The following is a 19,331-nucleotide window of genomic DNA, read 5'->3' as shown; positions in this document are numbered from 1 at the left end:
TGGAAAACTTAGACTATCCGCTTCATTAAGCGGCAAGGCATTGAATGTCGGAGCTGCGGGCAGAGCTGCGCTTCACCGAACCGAAGCCGGATGAGACCATAATGAGCTTCACGAGCGGCCCTGTGCCGCCCGGATTCAGGTTCCATTCCTGCACAAGCGCCTCCTCAACGGATTGAGTGTTTGGCGCCGAACGGTACGTATCCAGATCGATCACGTTGCTTCGGGCTTCGTCAGGCGCATTTTCTTTCGCCGGGCCGTTCACCGTGCCCCTAGTGACCAGAATAGGGACGGGCGCCGGCTTCTCCTGTTCCTTGCCGAAAAATTGCTCATCGGCGCTGCTATCACCGCGGTTGTCATTGCCGTTCATTACCGTTCACTCTCCTTTGTCCGTTTTCGGATAAATAGCCAGCATTACCTGGTACATTGCCGCCGTCTTGCCGTCCTGCTCAAGCGCGCCCGCATACTTACGCGTCAACGCCTTCATCATCTCGACGTAATCCTCGATGAACGCCTGCCGCGCATTTTGATCTTGCAGCGGAATTTGCAGCTGCATCGTAGCGCTCGGAATGTCCTCGCCTTTGTCGGCATGCTCCATCAAATGCACGGCATCCTTCTTCATCTGCTCTGCGGTCGTAATAAGCTGAGCCAGCGAGCCGTGCTCCTTCAGCCGTTCGATCGTCTCCTCCGACAGGCTGAGCGATTCGGCCAGCACGAAGGTTTTGGCGATCGATTGGTACAGCACTTCTACCAAATTGCGCACCTGTCTTGTTCCGACCCGGCGGATCAGCCCGGTCTTCTCCAGCGCCTTCAGGTGATAATTCATCCGCTGAGGCGTCTCCTGAAGCTGCCGCGCCAGCTCGGCGGCCGAAGCCGGCTCCGCCAGACGCGAGACGATATCCGCCCGCAGCGGGTTGAGCAGCGCCATCGCTTGCTCCGGCGATTGGATCAGACAGCTTTCGAGAATGTCCTGCTGCAACTGTGAACAACCTCCATACAATATTATGTTTACGTAAAAATATTTTATTACGTTATTGAGGATTTGTCAAAGGGTGAGTGAGCCTATACCTATACCATATTGTCGGTACAAAGTGAATTTTCCCCCTTGGGAGAAAGACTGTAAAAGAGTTTACACGAGGGAATGCTGCAGATGCTGATCAAGTCGGGAAATATCGAGCTGGCCGACGAAGAAACCAGCAATAGGAGACTATCTCTACGTATGAGCTGCGAGGCTTATACGCACGGAGGCTGCCCCTCTCCTTTAAACCCGAAATGGTAAGCGGGAGTTAGAAGCATGGCGAAAGTTGACTAAGATGGCTGCTGTTAAAGGCAGCCATTTTTAATTTTTCATGCTAAAACAACCGTCGCTTTAAACGACTGCGGTAAGAAAAAATGAAGTGAACGCAGTCCGGCAAAGGAACGGAAAATATCATTTTTTTCCTCGACAAGTGTCAAGTTTTCGCTGATTAAAATGGTGTGTATGTCACATTTTACCTGGAAAGGTGTTCTGCTCTTTTTCCTAAATACATCAAGCTTAGAGTTATCTTGGTAGACGACGAACCCTGGGCTCTGACAGGCAATAAAAATATTATCGAGTTGAAAGACAAAAATATTGCCGATTACCGGACCAACTGAAGCTAATAGATGGTTACTTGTCACTTATCGGAACACATATAGATATTTGCCATAAGTTATAAAGGTGTTATTCAATTCATGACGAAGGAGTATTCAGCCCATGAATAGATTTGTATACTATGGCAATCCGCAACCCTATGCCTCATACCCGGTTCCGCAATATTCTAGGAACGAAGTTCTACAACGCAAGGAAAACTTAGTATTGCCGAAAAATATTGTGTACACGACTGCTGTGGAACCTAAATTTACTGAGCATTTGATCCAGCACAAAGGTTTAAAGGTCGTCATTACGACAACTGTCGGCAAGCTGGTAGGTACTCTAGATGATGTTTTCATTGACCACGTAGCTCTTACAGTTAATCAAAAAATGCACCATATTCGACTAGGTGAAATTGTTTACTTTGAAAAGCAGACGAAAAATAACCCACCAACGATAAAATGATCATAGCAGAAAGCGCAATATATTCGGCTAATATATTCGTTGCCTAGAGCTTCCATAGGCCGATAATCGCATGCCGGCAGTTCCCCTCATCGGCGGCAGGGCTCGATTGCTCTTCAGCTATTACGGCAAGAGGCTTTCTTCAACCTTCGAGCAGACTGCGAATGACGGGCTCCAGCGATTCCGCCATTCGGTAAAAGCCGAGATCGGTCGGATGAACGCCGTCAACGGTGCACTCCTCATAAAGCGAATCGCCGAGCAGCGTCCCTCCGTCGAGAAAATGCACGTTGGCGTCGCCGGCGGCCTGCAGCCGCTCGACTGTCGACCGCTGTACGTTCAGCCGATCGAGCCGGAGCTTCAAATCGTCGGGAAAGAAATGCTCCTTTGCAAATTTGATTTTCGATACGACGAGAATCGGTACCGTAGGATGCCGTTCGCGCAAAATCTGAATGAACGTAGGCAGCGTATCTGCCATTCTTTCTACGGTGCCCGTATTCGCTTCGTAATCCAGCACGTAGAGAGCGGGGTTCTCGATGCTTGCGATGATCCGGGCTACCTCGGGCTCGCCACGGCCGTTTCCTGAAAAGCCAAGGTTAATGAACTCGTACGGGAGGGAGCGGCTCAGCACGTTCGTATAGGCCATGCCTGGACGTGAAGCGCATCCGCCCTGCGTGATGGACGTGCCGTAAACGACGATCGGCCCGGTACTGGCATAAGTCTCCGGCGCGCCGACCTTGGCGTCCGGGTCGACGCCTATCCATACCTCTTCGACGCCTTGGTAGAGCGGAAAGTTTAGCGTGACGTGAACTTCCCGCTTCTCATTCCAGTCGAACAGCGGAGCTTCGTATTCCGGCTGCGTGTGATCGAAACGGGTTGTGCTCAAATAACGCTGGTTTCCGTGTTCTCCTACATAACAGTCGAATCCGCATTGCCCGGTCGCAGGCATATGATACATGTTTGCCGGCGCGGCAAGCTTGACTCTGATCGACAAGCGGGAAGAATACGTAAGGAAGCGGATTTGTCCGCCGGTTGTGCAGTCCGCCAGCTTATCGACGGCAGGCGGGATGGCGTCCGCCGAAGCGACGGGCAGGCGGCGGTACTTGCGCTCCAGCGCAAACCAGGCGAAGCCCGCGATATGGAATGGCTGCTCCAGAGGGGATAGCCAACGAAGTGAATCGTCGTGAGTAGTTTGCACCGTCATGTTGCTGTCCAGTTTGCCGGCGTCGACGCCTATTGGGCGATGGTTGTTAGACATCAGGATAATCTCCTCCCACGGATTGAATTTGGCTTGCTGCCAACGTACGCAATAGTTCATTGTAAATCTAAAAGCGCGGTGAACAAGCAAACTTCGCTAAGCGAGAGCAATCTGAAGAAGCGTCAGCGTTCGCCTTTTTTCCGGGTTTCCCCGTTACACGGGCTTACCCATTCAAGAAATCCGGGAACAAGAGCGATCGGAAGATGCTTTCGCATGCGCAGTGGGCGTCCTTCTCCATCCCTCTACAAAAGGTCATCGGAGCCGCTTCTTTCGCCATTCGCAAAGTCATTTTCTCATTTTTTTTCACAAAGGTTTATCTGATATGGTAAAATAACCAGATAATACTGCATATCATGGGGTGGCTCGGATGCTCTTGCGTGGTAAGTCCAGTAACAACAATGTGTTCAAACGCTTTATGATCTCCTTCTTATCCATGCTGATCATCCCGATCGTGCTGTCGAGCTTTACCTATTACGAAGCGGTTCAAATCGTGGAGACTCAGTCCCGCGAAGCCAAGCTGTACATTTTGGAACAAGCGCGGGATATGCTCGACAAGCAATGGACGGATATGGACGAAGCGGCGATTAAACTATCCTACGATTCACGCTTAATGGGACTGTATCATTTACGCAAGCCTCTCGGCAACTCTCCGGAGCTCTTCGATATATGGAATTATTATAAAGACTTTCATTCTTCGGCTTTAACTGGAAGCGCATTCACGAATACATTTTTCGTTGTGCTAAAAAACAGCGACCTCGTGTTCTCCAAAGTCCAAATGACCGACTCGTCAAGCACATTTTATCAAGACGAGTTTCAGTACGAAGGCATGCCGTACGAGGAGTGGCATGCGTTCCTGTTCGATAAGCCGCATTTGCGCGATATGCTCCCTTCCCGGAATGTACGGGTGGAAGGGAAAGAGACGTCGGGCATCACATACATGACATCACTGCCGCTTGGCATGAACCAAGAGATACAAGCCGTGGTCGTATTCGCGATGGAGGACAAGGATATTATGAAGCTTGTCGGAATCGACGGAACAGAGGAAACAGACGGTCAGACGTTCACCATCCTGAATGACAAGGGCGAAGTCGTCACCGCAAGCGCGGACGTTCCCATCCCGGCGAAAATTCGCAGCGCGACCGAGCAGCACGGCTATATGCATGCTGAAATAGGGGGAGAAGACCATCTTTTCGTCTACACCCGTTCGGCTTACAACAACTTGACATATGTGGTGTCCTTGCCGATTGAACAAGTGATGGGCAAGGTCAATTACATTCGCACGATTGCACTGTCCGTCGCCGCAGGGACGCTCGTCGTCGGCACGATCATTTCCTTGTGGATGTCCTACAGGCACTCTAAGCCGTGGAAAGATATTGTCACGGTCCTCAAAGCGTTCTGGGGCAACGACCCGCTCGGCAGCAAGCCGGAGCAGTCCGAGAGGCCGAATGAAGTCGATTATTTACAGACGAGCATTGCCCGGCTGATCGATAACAATCAATCGCTGCAGCAAATGCTGCAGCGACAGGCAGATACGCTCAAAAACGTGTTCATCGAACGGCTGTTCAAGGGCGAGTTCGAGGACCGCGCACAAATGCATGCGATGCTGGTTCATGCAGGTCTCGAGATGCACGGGAATGGCTTTGCCATTGCTGTGCTCCGTATTTATAAACATAACGAAGTGCTCAATGCAGAGAGCTTGGAAGAATTGAACATCCTCCGGGCATTGATAGAGGGGATCATTCGTGATCACCTTCAAGAAAGAGGATATGTTCACACGATGCATGAGAATGAACTCGCGATCTTGATTCGATCCGACGTTATGGAAAAGAGGACCTTTGCCGGTGACTTGGACGACCTTTTCCTCCGAATTAACCGGGACATCAAGGAGCGGTATGTCATCGTACCGATGATTGGCATCGGCAGCATCTATGAAGACCTGCTCGATGTGCACTATTCTTACCAGGAAGCGAAGCTGGCCGTCACCGACAGCCATGTGGCAGACAGCGACAAGTCGGCCATCGTGTGGTATGCCCGAATGGCAAAAGAGCAGACCGGCTATTATTACCCGACGGAAGTGGAGATCCGCCTGATGAATGTCATTAAGGCGGGGAACTCCACGGAGCTTGCTCACATTTTGCAGCATCTGCACAACGAGAACTTCTTGACCCGGACGTTGTCCGCCGGGATGAAGCAGCATCTGTTCAGCGAGCTGCAGGCGACGGAGCTTAAGCTGAAGGATGAGCTCGGACATCACTTTATCGCGGAGGAGAATGACCCCGGTGTCATGCCGGACTTCTCCGGCACCGAGCCAATCTTGCGAGAGATCTTCCTTCAATTTCTTCACCTTTGCCGCTCGAACGAAAGAAACAAGAAAAGCCGGAATACTCATCTCCTGGACAAAATAGCGGCATATATCAACGATCATTTTCAGGACCCAAATCTTAGCTTATATGCGGTTGCTTCTCATTTTAATTTGTCGGAATCGTACTTGTCGCAGTTTTTCAAAGAGCAATCGGGGGAAACTTTCAGCTCCTATTTGGAAAAGCTCCGCATCTCGCTTGCATGCCGATTGATTATGCAAGGCTCGGCGTCCATCGACAGTATCGCGGTGCAGGCAGGCTACAATAGCACGCATTCGTTCCGCCGCGCCTTTAAAAGGACGATGGGAGTGTCACCATCATCCTACAAGGGAATACAAGGCTAACTTTTATTCGCTTTATCGTAAGCGTCCGTCCGCAGCTTCACGACTTCCGGCAGACCGGCTTTGTTCGCAGCGTCCATGAACTTTTTCCAATCCGCATCGTTGGACGGGTCGAGCGCACCCATAATGAATTTCAGCCAGTATTCATCGCGTACGCCGTTCAGCGTCGTTTCAAGCCCGACCAATTTCTTGCGGTCGGCGTCGCTCAATTGGAGGATCGGCTCGATCGGCCCGTAGTAGCCTGGTTTGGACGGGATGACCTTGCTCATTTCCAGCTTCGTTTTGTTGAAGGTTTCGTCAAACGACTTGTAAGGAGTAATGAAGCCGCCTAATCCGATGACCCCGATATTGATGCCGAAGTTCGCCAGCTTGTCGCCCTGTGCCTGGGTTGGCGTGCTCATCGTCGGTAAGAAAGCAGGGACGCCGTCCTTCTGCTCGTACGTAACCCCTTCCTTGCCATACGTGTACCAGAGCTGACCTTCATCCGAGACGGCCCAGTTCAAGTAATCAAGCAGACGGTCGACCTTCTCCTGGCTTGTGCCCTTCTTGATTGCCGGACCCCAGAAGGAATAGTACGATTCTTTCTTGTAAATCGTCTTTTTCGGATCGCTGCTCGGATGGTCGAAATTGTCGACCCACGCCCATTTGACGTCCGGAGCGGCAGCCTTTTGCTGTCCGTCCATATAGGAAGGGTCGTTGATCGTCTGCGCAATGACGTGATTGCCTTGGGCAATCAGTTTGTTGGTCTGGTCGGCTGTGGCGGTGGCGAAATCTTTCATGAGCAGGCCGTTCTTATACATTTTGTTCAGAAAAATAAGGATGTCGCGGCTTTGGTCGGTAGCAAGCGGATACGCATAGAACTGTTTGGTGACCGGGTCCACGTAGGAGTTCCAGGTTAGCAGCAGGTCAGGAAAACCGAACATTTGGAAGAACGTGCTGACAGCCCACAGCGGAGACGACGAGTTTCCTGGTACCACGAACGGAATGAGACCCGTTTTGTCCTTGATCGTCTTGAGCGTGTCGATCATTTCATCCGGCGTTTTCGGGAATTTCAGACCATATTTGTCAAATAGATCCTTGCGATATTGCCATGCCGTCTGTACCGGTATCGTCCGCTTATTGGGCAAGAAGTACAGCTTGCCGTCGGAGAAGCGCGTCGACTTGAGTACGGTATCCCATTCCTCGTCGCTCCAAATTTTCAGGTAATTAGGCAGCTTTTGCTTGATCTCGTCAAGTTCAAACGGGCGCAGGTAGCCCGACGACATCCATTCGACCGATTTCCATTGATCGCGGGAGTAGGGGATGAACTCGGGGCCGTCTCCGGTAGAGAACATCAGCGTCATCTTGGTCGCCCAATCGTTGCGGCTGTAGTCCTCCGCCTTGAACACAAGATTGAATTTCTCTTTCAGCATCTTCGCTTCCAAATCATCCTTAACCGTCGAGGCATCCAATATCGCTCTGGACACGGTAATCGTCAGTTCCTTATCGTATTTACCGCTGGATGGGGAAGATACTGCGTCTGTTGATGGTGACGGCGTGTCGCTGCTCTCGGAACAACCGATGACGAGTGTGAGAGGCAAGATGATGGATACCCCGAGCGTAAGCGATTTTTTAAACATGTTTAATTCCCCCTTGGTTTCGTAATCTTTCGTAAGCTCAACCTTTTAACGAACCAATCATGACGCCCTTGACGAAATATTTCTGAATGAACGGATACAGAATCATCATTGGGCCGATGGACACGAACAACGTCGCGTATTTAATCGACGTTACGTCCGTAGAGGCCATCTCGCTGGCTGACGCCTCGCCGGCCTTGATCGATTGCATAAGCAGCTCCGAGCGGATGATGATCTGCCGCAAAACCATCTGCAGCGGGTATTTATCCGAATCTTTCAAGTAAAGCAGCGAGGAGAACCAGGCGTTCCAATAGTTCACTGCGTAGAAGAGACCGATCGTAACGAGCGCCGCCATCGATAAAGGCAGTGTAATGCGTATGAAAATGACAAGATCGTTGGCTCCGTCCAAGTAAGCGGATTCATTTAATTCTTCAGGAACCGCTTGGAAGTAAGAGCGCATGATGATCAAGTAATACGTGGATACTGCCGTCGGCAAGACGATGGCCCAGATTGTGTTGTACAGCCCCAAGTTTTTCACGAGTAAGAAGTTGGTAATCATTCCGCCGTTGAAATACATCGTGATCAATACGAACACCATGTAGAATCGTCGCAGCGTCAGTTTTTTCCGCGAAATGGCGTAAGCGAGCGAGGTCGTGAGCAGCATGCTTATCGCTGTTCCGAGAGTCGTATAGATAACCGAATTTAGGAAAGAGCGAGGGACGGTTTTGGCTTCCCAGATGAGACGGTATGCTTTTATTGTAACATCAACCGGGAAAATGGATACCTTGCCCAAGTTGTAAGCGGTCGGACTGCTGAGAGATGCGGATAAGACGTAAAGAACCGGGTATATCGTCGCGATTAGGACTACAATGATGACCGCATGCACCACAATATCCAACAGTTTTGACGATAGCGATTGATCGCGGATCATAGAGTCACCTCCTTTGGTTTAAAACAAGCTGTTGTCGGTCGTCTTCTTAACGAACCAGTTGGCGGTCAGCAGCAGAAAAATATTAATCAGCGAGTTAAAAAATCCAACCGCCGTAGCGAAGCTGTATTCGCCGAACTCAAAGCCGCGGCGGTACACGAACGTGCTGATCACATCCGATACTTCGTACGTAACGGGAGATTGCATGAGCAACACCTTGTCCGCGCCGAGCGACATCATTTTTCCGATCTGGAGCAGCAGCATGATCATGATAGTAGGCTGGATCGCGGGTAAGGTAATGTGCCAGATCATCTTCACGCGACTTGCCCCGTCAAGCGAGGCGGATTCATACATATCGGGGTTTACGTTCGTCAAGGCGGCCAAGTAGATGATCGCGCCCCAACCGAGCGTCGTCCAAATGTCGGAAGCAATGTACAACGGCCGGAACCATTCCGACAAACCCATGAAGTTGATCGGTTCCATATGGAATAGTTTCACGAGCAGCATATTGAGCGGGCCGTCCTGGGGCGAGAGGAACATGAACAGCATCCCGACGATCGCCGGCAACGAGATGAAATGCGGCAAATAGCTCACCGTCTGCACGAATCGCTTATAGAAATGGCTTCGTATCTCGTTCAGGAAGATGGCGAACAAGATCTGCAAAGGAAAAACGAACAATAATTCGAGAAAGCTGAGCAGCAATGTATTGCGGATGACCCGCCAAAAGTACATATGCTGAAAAAACGCCTTGAATTGATCGAAACCGACCCAAGTGCTGCCCCATACCCCTTTCAAAGGCTGAAAATCTTGAAACGCGATCAGGATGCCATACATCGGAACATAATTGAAAATCAGATAATACAGAACCCCCGGCAATGCCAATAAATGAAGATACTTTGAGTGTGCCCACCCTTTCTTGAACGCAGATGCCCAGCTGTTCCGTCTTTTCACCGGATCACTGACAAGGGGCGCAACATGATTCACTTGCTTCATCTCCTTTCACATGATGATGCGCTTATTGCACTGGAGGCCGCCATGCCGTTTCGATCTGTGGCAGCGCTTCCGGCAACGCTTACAGTCATATTACAAAGCCCTCTTCCAGCGCACAAGGTACATCTCATAAGAGGGGTACTATTCATTAGATTACGGAAGGGAAAACGCCTTTTTCTAAAAAATTGTACGGTGCCCGTAGCAGATGGAAGTGGTTTGTATGGGCGTACGAGAGTTATGATCGATAGTAATGGGAGCGAATAGAAGCTCATCACGAAAAGAAAGCGATTACAAGTCGGCTCCTAATGGTACAAAGGAGGTCGTTGGATGGAAGTGAATGAGTTGAGCTAGTTTCAGGATGGTATAAAACTTAAAGGAGGAACAAGATGAAGAAGAAAATGATTTCTTTACTAATTATACTCCTGCTTGCGATGCAGCTGTTGCCCGCAATACCGGCAATGGCTTCGTCGATCGGCATCAGCAATCTTACGCTGAACGACCTGTGGTACGATCCGGTTACCTATGCCGTGTATGACGATTTGCAAACCGGCAAGCAAATGTACGTCAACGATCCGTCTACGACTTTTTCCAACATAGGCCCTTATGCCGGCATGTCGTTTATCCAAACCGGCGGCGGAAGTGAGCATAAGAACGAACCGACCAATCCTTTCCTTACGTTCAAGATTGACAAGGATGCCACTATTTATGTCGCAATGCACTCCAGCAACGCTTCAACGGACCCATTCAACTCCGATTATTGGCTGGCCCCGCAATACGGTTGGACGTTTACGGGGAATACGATCGAAACCGAAGTCAAGGATGCGGATGGCAACGTCGCGGAAACGAACGTCTATCGCGTCTACTCGCGCACATACAAGGCGGGGACCGTCTCCCTGGGCGGGAACCAAGCCACGGGGCATATCGGATTCGGCTGGATGTATTCGGTGCTGATCGGTCCTGCGGTCGGCACGCCTCTGGACCCGCCTCCGCTGCCGCCGAGTGTAGTGCCTGGCACGATTCCCGCTTTCCCCGGAGCTGAAGGGGGCGGTAAATTCGCAACAGGCGGGCGCGGCAAGGACGTGTATTACGTTACGAATTTGAACGATTCCGGCCCCGGCTCGTTCCGCGACGCGGTCAGTCAGAGCAACAGGACGATCCTGTTCAAGGTGTCCGGGACTATCGAGCTGCAATCGATGCTGTACGTAACGTCCTCCAATTTGACCATTGCCGGGCAAAGCGCGCCTGGGGACGGCATTACATTCAAGAAGCATACCGTTGTGTTCCAAGGCGATAATCTGATTGTCCGATATCTTCGCTTCCGTACGGGAGACGAAGCGGGCGTCGATATGGACGGCACCACGGGGCGGCATCGCTCGCAGCTCATTTTCGACCATATCTCGGCGAGTTGGGGGAGCGACGAGTCGTTTTCCTTTTATCAGAATGTGGACTTCACGCTGCAATATAGCACGATTGGCCCGACGATCGTGAAATCGAACGTGCCCGGCAAAGGGTTTCACGGTTACGGCGGAATCTGGGGCGGCGACAATGCCTCATTCTACTACAATTTGCTCGCCCACAACGATAGCCGCAATCCGCGGTTTTCCGGCAAATCGATGGACGTGCGCAACAATGTGATTTATGACTGGGGCTATAAGAGCATGTACGGCCAGAACGATCGGGGCAACATGGTCAACAATTACTACAAGGCCGGAATCAGCACCCAGGTTGAAGACCGGATGGCAGAGACGGATGTGGTTGATGCGAACCCGCCGCATAGTTCCAATATCGCGCTCACCGGCAACAAGAGTGTTCGCCGGGACGGCAGCTTGTCCTCCAGCAGCCACCCGAACAACTTCAGCGGCATCTACAAAAACCCGCAGATGTTCGTCAGCACTCCGTTCGCGATGCCGAATCCGTCGCCGCAGGACAGTCCTGACGTCGCTTACGGGAAGGTGCTGAATTACGCCGGCGCCAGCCTCAAGCGGGATGAAGTCGACCGTACCCTCGTGAACGACGTGATCAACGGGACGGGGAGCGTCATCTATACGGCGAACAACGTAACGGCCGAGGATCAAGCCACCTTGGACGGGAAGCATGCGACGAAAGTAACGCTGCAATGGCCGGAACTGCAAACGACCGAAGTGCCTGCGGATACGGATGGCGACGGGATGCCGGATGTATGGGAGCTGGAGCACGGATTGAATCCGAATAACGCTCTCGACGGGAAAGCCGATTTTAGCGGCGACGGGTATACCAATTTGGAGAAATACTTGAACGAGCTTACGATAGGCACCTTCCCGGAAGGGACCGTTCCCGCAGTGCCGAAGGTTGCCGTGAACGGAGCTCCCAGCGGTTTACGGGCGCAGGCGCTGGACCGGGATTCGATCCGGCTGGACTGGACGCCCGTGGCTGAAGCAACCGGGTATAACGTCTACCGAGCGGCCAGCGCCAACGGCGCGTACGCGAAGCTGACGGCATCGGCGCTGACGGCTCCGGTATTCATCAACGACGGGTTGACCGCCGGGACCGAATATGCGTACAAAGTATCAGCCGTTACATCTTACGGAGAATCCGATTTGTCGCTGCATGCCGCCGCCACGACGAAAGCGCCGCTTCAGCCGATTTCCGTCGATTTCAACGACGGAACGAACGGAGAGCCTTATTTCGCGCCGGCCGAATGGCCTGCTGCCTGGCTTGTATCGCCTACGCCGAGCTCGGCCGACAAGAGCCTCAGCGTTGCGCCGAATGCGATCGGGACGTTCACGTACGATTTCACGTCTGCAGGAACGACCTCGCATCTCCGGTTCGATTACATGCGGGAGGAAAACTCGGATCTGGATAAACTCTTGTTCTATACGGGTTCGAACTTCCTTGAGACGGTGTCTGATTCCGCCTACGGCTTGCGCTATCGGCTAGGGACGACGACCGAGTACCGTAATCTTATTCCCGGATTCCAATTAAACAACTGGTATACGGTAGCGATTGATCTCGATTTCGACGCCAATACGGTGACGTTCCGCATGGGGCCCAAGGGCGGGCCGCTGACGGTGCAAGCACAGGAATCGTATACGGGATCAAGCCCCAAAATCAGCGCCTTCCGCGTCTATAACCAGCGCACGAGCGGCAACGTGTACTTCGACAACATGACATCCTGGAACGGGCCGGCAGAACCGTCTGACGTCACCGCCACCGCCAGAAGGAACGAAGTCGCGCTCAGCTGGAATCCGGCAAGCGGAGCCGATTCTTACGCCATCTACCGGGCGGAGAGCCTGGACGGACCGTACCGGAAGCTGGAGGTCGGGGCCATCACGGACACCTCCTACCGGAATAAGGGTCTGCTGTCGGATACGACGTATTATTACAAGATCAGCGCCATTAACGCGGAGGGCGAATCGCCGCTGTCGGCTCCCGTGCAAGTGACGGTCGGCGGCCCGTCCTCGGATTTGCTGGTCGATTTCAATGATGGCATAGTAGGACAGCCGTATTCCGCCTATCCTACCGCATGGCCGTCGCCATGGCTGGTTGCGGCGGTGCCAAGCGGAGCGAACCGCAGCCTGAGCGTTCCAAACGGTGCGACGGGCAACTTCGTATACGACTTCATGGCCGAGGGGCCGACCGCGCATTTCAGCTTCGACTACATGCGGGAAGCGAATTTCAATGGAGACAAGATTCTGCTCTATACCGGCTCGAACTTCCTGGAGATTCAGACGGATACGGCGAACGGTCTGAAATACCGGCTAGGCACGAGCAGCACTTATCGCAATCTTGTGCCCGGTTTCCAATTGAACACTTGGTATACGGTGAAGATCGATTTCGATTTCGCCACGGATACCGTAACGTTCCGTACGGGACCGCAGAACGGCACGCTGACGCAAACGGCCCAGGAATCTTATACGGCCGCGAGTCCCAAGATTAGCGCCTTCCGCGTCTACAGCCAGCGGTCGGCGGGCAATGTGTATTTCGATAATTTCAATGTGACCAGAAATTAAACGGGTTTAAATCCGCACCGCATTCGCCGGTGCGGACCCTTTATACGGCGTACCCGCGAGGCGAGCTTGGAAGGATTTTCGTGGCGGCGGGTTTGCCGGAAAATTTTTAGATGACAATGGAAGGAAGAATATGTTACTCTTTTTATAGAAATCGATTTCTATCGCATTTCAACAGGAAAGGATTGAGGCATGAAAAGCTATGCAATCGTAGGAACCGGTGGCTAGGCGCTTGTAACCATGGCGCATCAGTGATTTTTTTCTACGACATCAAGATGAATGGAAACGATGAAACCGATTTATTTGCTTGCTATGTTCAAAAAAAGAAATCGATATCTATGAAATCGAACCGGTTGTCCTCCGGGATTTACCACGGGAAAACTAAGGGAGGCTATTACAAGATGGAAGTAAAAGTGCTTAACACCTCGGATGAATTGGGAAAAACTGCGGCTATCCATGCGGCGGAAGTGCTGCGCGCTGCGATCAAGGAGCGCGGCAGAGCCCGGCTTACGCTTTCCACGGGAGCGTCGCAGCTCGATTTTTTTAAGCATTTTGTTGAAGCGGATTTGGATTGGAGCAAGGTGGAGATGTTTCATTTGGATGAATACGTCGATTTGCCGGAGACGCATCCGGCCAGCTTCCGCAAATATTTGAAGGAGCGGTTCTTGGCCCACGTCGCTGTCGAGCGGTATGCATTGGTGAACGGCGAGGGCGATATCCGCCGCAATATTGAAGAATTGAACGCGCGATTGACCGAAGCGCCGATCGACCTCGCCTTGATCGGCATCGGGGAAAACGCGCACGTGGCATTCAACGATCCGCCGGCCGATTTCGATACCGAGGAGCCGTATCTGGTCGTCAATCTTGCCGAGTCCTGCAAGCAGCAGCAGGTGGGCGAAGGATGGTTCCCTTCGAACGAAGACGTTCCGAAGCAGGCCATTACGATGAGCATCCGGCAAATTTTGAAAAGCGCCGTCATCCTATCGTGCGTACCGTATCGGGTGAAAGCGAACGCGATCAAGCTTACGCTGGAAAATGAGCTGACGAATCACATTCCTTCCACGATTTTAAAAACTCATCCGCAGTGGACGCTTTATCTCGACCGTGAATCCGCTTCGGCGGTGGATGCCGGACTGTTAGAAGCGTGATGAACAAGCGGCCGAAGCGTCGATAGAAAGTTCTCAAGTATAAAATCTGTAACCACGGGAACGCGACAGAGAAGAAAGCGGTGAACCAAATGACATATAGGGTAGCGGTTGTAGGAGCCGGGCATAATGCCGAAGGCCATTTGAAGGCGCTGAGCGAGCTGCGGGAGCGATTGAAGCCTGTCGCGGTAGCGGATATCCGGATCGATCGGGCGGAGCTGCTGTCCAAGGCGTCCGGCATTACCGCGTATACGGATTACCGCGAAATGGTGCTGAGGGAGAAGCCGGATATCGTCGTCATTACGCTGCCGCATCATTTGCATAAGGAAGCGGCGGTCTTTTGCGCGGAGGCGGGCTGCCACGTGCTTCTGGAGAAGCCGATGGCGCTGAATGCGCAGCAATGCAACGATATCATCGATGCCGTACGGCGCAGCAGCGTTCGACTGATGGTCGGCCATACACAGCATTTTCTTGCGGAAAACTTGCTGGCGAAAAAGCTCATTGAAGACGAAGCGCAGCGATGGGGACCTCTCGTCATGATGAATGACACGCGCCACACCGCCTACTACACAACGGAACGGCCGGCGTGGTTTCTCGATAAGCAGCGTTCGGGAGGCGGCATCCTGTTTAATTTGGGCTCCCATTCCGTCGATCGGATCATGTGGCTCGGAAATGCGAAAATCGTCAAGGTCCGTGCCTCGCTCAGCCATTACGGAACGGCAGGGGACGTAGAGGGCAGCGGGGTGATCTTCCTTGAGAATGAGCGGGGCATGCCTTCCACCATTGTGCAATCGGGGTACGACGGCGTGCCGAGGAACGAGCTTGAGCTTGTTTTCACGAAAGCGATGGTGAAGGTCATTCCTGGCCAAGGTGTGTGGATCAGCCGCAATGGTGCGTACGAACAAATCCCGGTGCCTCGCGCAGCGGCCCCCTTCGTCCTTCAGTTCCGTGAGCTGCTTGCAAGCATCGAAGAGGAGCGCGAACCGGAATGCTCGATGATATATTCCAGAGATGTCATTGCAGTTCTGGAGGGCATATACCGCTCGCATGAGCTGAAATCGGAGGTTGCCATGGCCTTTGAGGGAGAGTAGTGAACATGCGCCGAGGCTGAGCTGCTTTCAACGATCCGGTTTTTTTGTTATAGTAAAGCCATTGAAAAGCAATCGATTACTATAATTAAAGGATCGTGTGATCTTCCATGAAAAAGCGCGTAACCATTCACGATATCGCCCGGATCGCCGGCGTTTCTCCAGCTACTGTATCCAGAGTATTAAGCAAAAGCAGCTATCCGGTAAGCAGTGATATGCGAAAAAAAATTGAGCGGCTTGCCGAAGAGCATGATTATATTCCGAACATGGTCGGAAAGCAGCTGAAAACACATAAGAACATGACGATCGGGGTCATCGTTCCGACGATCAGCAACCCGTTTTATTCTTCGGTCGTCCTAGGTATCGAAGAAATGGCGCGCAGAAACAATTATCATGTTTTCTTGTGCAATTCCTTGCAAAATCCGAAGCAGGAAGACGAGTATCTGGAAAAATTGTTTGAGAATCAGGTGAAGGGCGTCGTCCTTTCGTCGATTTCGTTCAACCGCGCATTATTGACCAGGCTTATAAAGCTGGGACTTAAGGTTATCGCTATCGATCAGCCGATCGATTTGCAGGACGTTTTCCAAATCAAGTTTGATTACCGCAAAGGCGGATATATGGCGACCCAATATTTGCTGGACAAAGGCCATCGCCGTATCGCTTTTATTACCGCGCCTTTGGACCGTCCGAGCAGACAAAGCATTTTTGACGGATACCGCGACGCGCTGCAGGATGCGGGCATTGCCGTAGAGGAACGGCTGGTGAACGTGTCGGAGCCCGCCGAAGGAGATGAGACGAGAGGCGAATTCGAAAACGGGAAGCTGCTTACGCGGCGGCTGTTTGATCTTGACGAGCTGCCAACGGCCGTATTCGCTTGCAACGACATGACAGCTTTAGGGGTTATCAATGAACTGACTGCCCATGGCGTGAAAATACCCGAGCAAATGTCCGTCGTCGGTTTCGACAATATTGATTTCAGCCAAATGATTGCACCGCCTTTGACGACCATTCATCAGCCGAGCTACGAGATGGGGAAGCTGGCGTACAACATGCTGATGGAGCTGATGGGAGGGGGGCAAGCGGAGATTGACATTGTGCTGCAGCCCAAGCTGATCGAGCGCAGCACCGTGGCAGTCAAAAAATAAGCCGCAACAAGCTTATCTGATATGCTGAACCCCCAATGGCCCGCTTGCAAAGCGGGTTTGTTTTTTCACTTCTCGTAATGGATTGAAATCGAATCTGATCGCCGTTGTCGCGGTATGCACTAACGAACCGAGGAGAGATAAACTGTGAACAAACATCTGTTTTCTGTTATCGGATGCCAGCATGCTCATATCGCTACGTTTATTCAAGAAATGCTGGAGCTTGGTCACGAATGCGCCGGTATTTATGAACCGGATCAGGACAGCATCGCACGATCGATTGCCGATAAGTTCGGCATTCCGCTCGCGAACAGCATGGACGACATGCTTGCCGCTGAAATCGATATCGTCGGCTGCGCTGCGATTAACAGTGAAAAAATAGACATCGTGGAAATATGCGAACGAACGGGCAAACATATCATGCTCGACAAGCCCGTTGTCATAAGCAGAGACGGTTACCGCCGTCTGGAAGCGGTGAGCAGAAGAGGAATTATTCAGATCGGAATGCTGCTGACGGAACGCTTCAACCCGCCGATCTATTCGTTGAAAAAACAAATCGATCGCGGGACGTTAGGAAGGATAGTCAGCATCGGGATGCGCAAGCCGCACCGCCTCATGGCGGATAAAAGGCCACGGTGGTTTTTTTCAAAGGAGCAGTCAGGCGGCATCTTGATTGATCTCCTCATTCACGACTTTGATCTCCTGCGCTGGCTGACGGGAAGAGAGATCATCGGATCGGAAGGCTATATGAGCAAAAACATGCTGCCGGAATATCCGGCTTTTTACGACGCCGTTGGTTTGCAGGTACTGTTAGAGGGCGGGATATTTGCGCAGCTTTATGCAGATTGGCATACCCCGCTTAAGAGCTGGACATGGGGCGATTGCCGAATTTTCGTTGTAGGTACGGAAGGGTGCGCCGAGCTTCGTTTGGCAGGAGATCCTTTAGTTTCCGAACAACCGATCTATATGTACGTGACAGACGGGGAACCGCCGACCCGAGTGGAGGCGGATATGCCCCCCTTGAAGATTACCGAGGACTTTTTAAATCGGGTATACGGCAAAGAAGCTATTCTGCGTGCCGATGATATTTTAGCCGCCATGCGGGCAACGCTTGATGCGGACGAACGGGTGAAAACTATCGATTTTTCTACTCCAGCTCAGTTTAAATAAATTACGATGCAAGGATTTATGTTAGGGGAAGGTGCATACACGTTGAAATGGAGAGGAAGACTCGCGGGGACGGGAAAGTATGTTGAAATTACAGCGGACAAGAGCGTTATTCGGTCTGTGACCGAGATCGGCGAACAGGAGAATGCTCCGTGGATATCCCCCGGCTGGATAGATTTGCAAGTGAACGGCTTCGCCGGGTTTGATTTCAATGGGGAAGTGACAACGGCCGAGGATGTTATCGGTGTAACTAACGCTATGCTTGCAAGGGGAGTGACGACCTACCTGCCAACCGTAATAACCGGCAGCTTCGAGCGCATCCGTCAGGCATTAACCGCCATAGCGGAAGCATGCGAATCATCGGAGATGGCCGGAGCCTGCGTACCCTGCATACATCTCGAAGGCCCTTATTTGTCCGAAGAAGACGGTCCGCGCGGAGCCCATGACAAGAAGCATATCCGCAATCCGGATTGGGCGGAATTCGCTGAATGGCAGGCGGCATCGGGCAACCGGATTCGTCTCGTTACAATCGCACCCGAACGGGACGGCGCGATTCCATTTATTAGCAAATTGGCCGAGTCGGGCATTGTTGTCAGCTTGGGGCATACGAAGGCGACGACGGAACAGATTGAAGCGGCTGTTCAAGCGGGCGCGGTTCTCTCCACTCATTTGGGGAACGGTTCTCATCCAATGCTGCCGCGTCATCCGAACTATATTTGGGATCAACTTGCCAACGACGGATTGTGGGCAACCTTCATACCGGACGGTCATCATCTTGCTCCTAACGTATTGAAGGCAATGATTCGGGCTAAACGCGATAAAGCGATCTTCGTCAGCGACTGCGTGAAATTCGGCGGCATGCCTGCAGGATGCTACAAGAGCAGCATAGGCTCGGAAGTAGAACTGCATCCCAGCGGCAGGCTGACTACGGCGGCAAATCCCGATATTTTAGCCGGTTCGGCACAAGCTCTTGATTGGGGAATTGCGGCAGCGGTTCAGCTAACAGGTATTAGCCTCGGAGAGGCAATCGAAGCGTCAACCATCCGCCCCGCGACCGTTATGGGCTTTGACAGGCTGGGCAGGATTGCCGAAGGAATGACCGCTAACCTGACATTGTTCGATGATCCGGATTCCGGCGGAAAGCTGGATATTCGAGAAACGGTGCTAAACGGCAAGACGGTTTATAAACGATAGTCGTCAATTATACAATCACCAAGAAACCAGCAAACCCTTGAGTTTGCT

14 protein-coding genes are annotated in these 19,331 nt (G+C 52.1%); 8 read left to right on the top strand and 6 right to left on the bottom strand.

Annotated features, from left to right (window positions below; translation table 11 throughout):
* Nucleotides 1-25 precede the first annotated feature (25 nt).
* Nucleotides 26-367, bottom strand: coding sequence for a hypothetical protein (locus tag SK3146_RS14535; RefSeq protein ID WP_249865702.1), 342 nt, complete (start codon nucleotides 365-367; stop codon nucleotides 26-28).
* Nucleotides 368-373: 6 nt separating this feature from the next.
* Nucleotides 374-976: a winged helix-turn-helix domain-containing protein gene (locus SK3146_RS14530; protein ID WP_249865701.1), complete on the bottom strand. Its 603-nt coding sequence runs from the start codon at nucleotides 974-976 to the stop codon at nucleotides 374-376.
* A 756-nt stretch (nucleotides 977-1,732) separates the two neighbouring features.
* Between SK3146_RS14530 and SK3146_RS14525 the strand changes: the two genes are divergently transcribed.
* Complete coding sequence (locus tag SK3146_RS14525; protein ID WP_249865700.1) at nucleotides 1,733-2,074, top strand: DUF2642 domain-containing protein; 342 nt, start codon at nucleotides 1,733-1,735, stop codon at nucleotides 2,072-2,074.
* A 139-nt stretch (nucleotides 2,075-2,213) separates the two neighbouring features.
* Here the strand turns inward: SK3146_RS14525 and SK3146_RS14520 are convergent, their stop codons facing one another.
* On the bottom strand, nucleotides 2,214-3,326 hold the full coding sequence (locus tag SK3146_RS14520; RefSeq protein WP_249865699.1) for an SGNH/GDSL hydrolase family protein: 1,113 nt from the start codon (nucleotides 3,324-3,326) through the stop codon (nucleotides 2,214-2,216).
* A gap of 400 nt (nucleotides 3,327-3,726) precedes the next feature.
* Between SK3146_RS14520 and SK3146_RS14515 the strand changes: the two genes are divergently transcribed.
* Complete coding sequence (locus tag SK3146_RS14515; protein WP_249865698.1) at nucleotides 3,727-6,030, top strand: helix-turn-helix domain-containing protein; 2,304 nt, start codon at nucleotides 3,727-3,729, stop codon at nucleotides 6,028-6,030.
* Here SK3146_RS14515 and SK3146_RS14510 read toward each other — a convergent pair.
* From SK3146_RS14510 to SK3146_RS14500, 3 genes are read right to left on the bottom strand one after another with little or no spacing between them, the layout of a single operon-like run.
* Nucleotides 6,027-7,646: an extracellular solute-binding protein gene (locus tag SK3146_RS14510; RefSeq protein ID WP_249865697.1), complete on the bottom strand. Its 1,620-nt coding sequence runs from the start codon at nucleotides 7,644-7,646 to the stop codon at nucleotides 6,027-6,029. The genes SK3146_RS14515 and SK3146_RS14510 overlap by 4 nt on opposite strands.
* Before the next feature lie 37 nt (nucleotides 7,647-7,683).
* Nucleotides 7,684-8,574 carry a carbohydrate ABC transporter permease gene (locus SK3146_RS14505; RefSeq protein ID WP_249865696.1) on the bottom strand — a complete coding sequence of 297 codons (891 nt, stop codon included), beginning with the start codon at nucleotides 8,572-8,574 and terminating at the stop codon, nucleotides 7,684-7,686.
* An 18-nt stretch (nucleotides 8,575-8,592) separates the two neighbouring features.
* The gene (locus SK3146_RS14500) at nucleotides 8,593-9,453 is read right to left on the bottom strand and encodes an ABC transporter permease (RefSeq protein WP_249865695.1); all 861 of its coding nucleotides are present in this window, start codon (nucleotides 9,451-9,453) and stop codon (nucleotides 8,593-8,595) included.
* Nucleotides 9,454-9,947: 494 nt separating this feature from the next.
* Between SK3146_RS14500 and SK3146_RS14495 the strand changes: the two genes are divergently transcribed.
* The 6 genes from SK3146_RS14495 to SK3146_RS14470 all read left to right on the top strand — a co-directional run bounded on the left by SK3146_RS14495 (nucleotide 9,948) and on the right by SK3146_RS14470 (nucleotide 19,283).
* Nucleotides 9,948-13,550, top strand: a complete 3,603-nt coding sequence (locus SK3146_RS14495) for a fibronectin type III domain-containing protein (protein WP_249865694.1) — start codon at nucleotides 9,948-9,950, stop codon at nucleotides 13,548-13,550.
* A 398-nt stretch (nucleotides 13,551-13,948) separates the two neighbouring features.
* Entirely contained in the window at nucleotides 13,949-14,695 is a 747-nt protein-coding gene (locus SK3146_RS14490; protein WP_249865693.1) for a glucosamine-6-phosphate deaminase, read from the top strand.
* Nucleotides 14,696-14,784: 89 nt separating this feature from the next.
* The gene (locus SK3146_RS14485) at nucleotides 14,785-15,783 is read left to right on the top strand and encodes a Gfo/Idh/MocA family protein (RefSeq protein WP_249865692.1); all 999 of its coding nucleotides are present in this window, start codon (nucleotides 14,785-14,787) and stop codon (nucleotides 15,781-15,783) included.
* Nucleotides 15,784-15,890: 107 nt separating this feature from the next.
* A complete protein-coding gene (locus SK3146_RS14480) occupies nucleotides 15,891-16,925 on the top strand; it encodes a LacI family DNA-binding transcriptional regulator (RefSeq protein ID WP_249865691.1) in 1,035 nt (344 codons plus the stop codon).
* A 144-nt stretch (nucleotides 16,926-17,069) separates the two neighbouring features.
* Complete coding sequence (locus tag SK3146_RS14475) at nucleotides 17,070-18,092, top strand: Gfo/Idh/MocA family protein (protein ID WP_249865690.1); 1,023 nt, start codon at nucleotides 17,070-17,072, stop codon at nucleotides 18,090-18,092.
* 42 nt (nucleotides 18,093-18,134) lie between these two features.
* On the top strand, nucleotides 18,135-19,283 hold the full coding sequence (locus SK3146_RS14470; protein WP_249865689.1) for an N-acetylglucosamine-6-phosphate deacetylase: 1,149 nt from the start codon (nucleotides 18,135-18,137) through the stop codon (nucleotides 19,281-19,283).
* Nucleotides 19,284-19,331 lie beyond the last annotated feature (48 nt).

The organism is Paenibacillus konkukensis (assembly GCF_023523925.1).
In the GTDB taxonomy this organism is placed as follows: domain Bacteria; phylum Bacillota; class Bacilli; order Paenibacillales; family NBRC-103111; genus Paenibacillus_S; species Paenibacillus_S doosanensis.
This window is presented reverse-complemented; position numbering and strand designations above follow the sequence as displayed.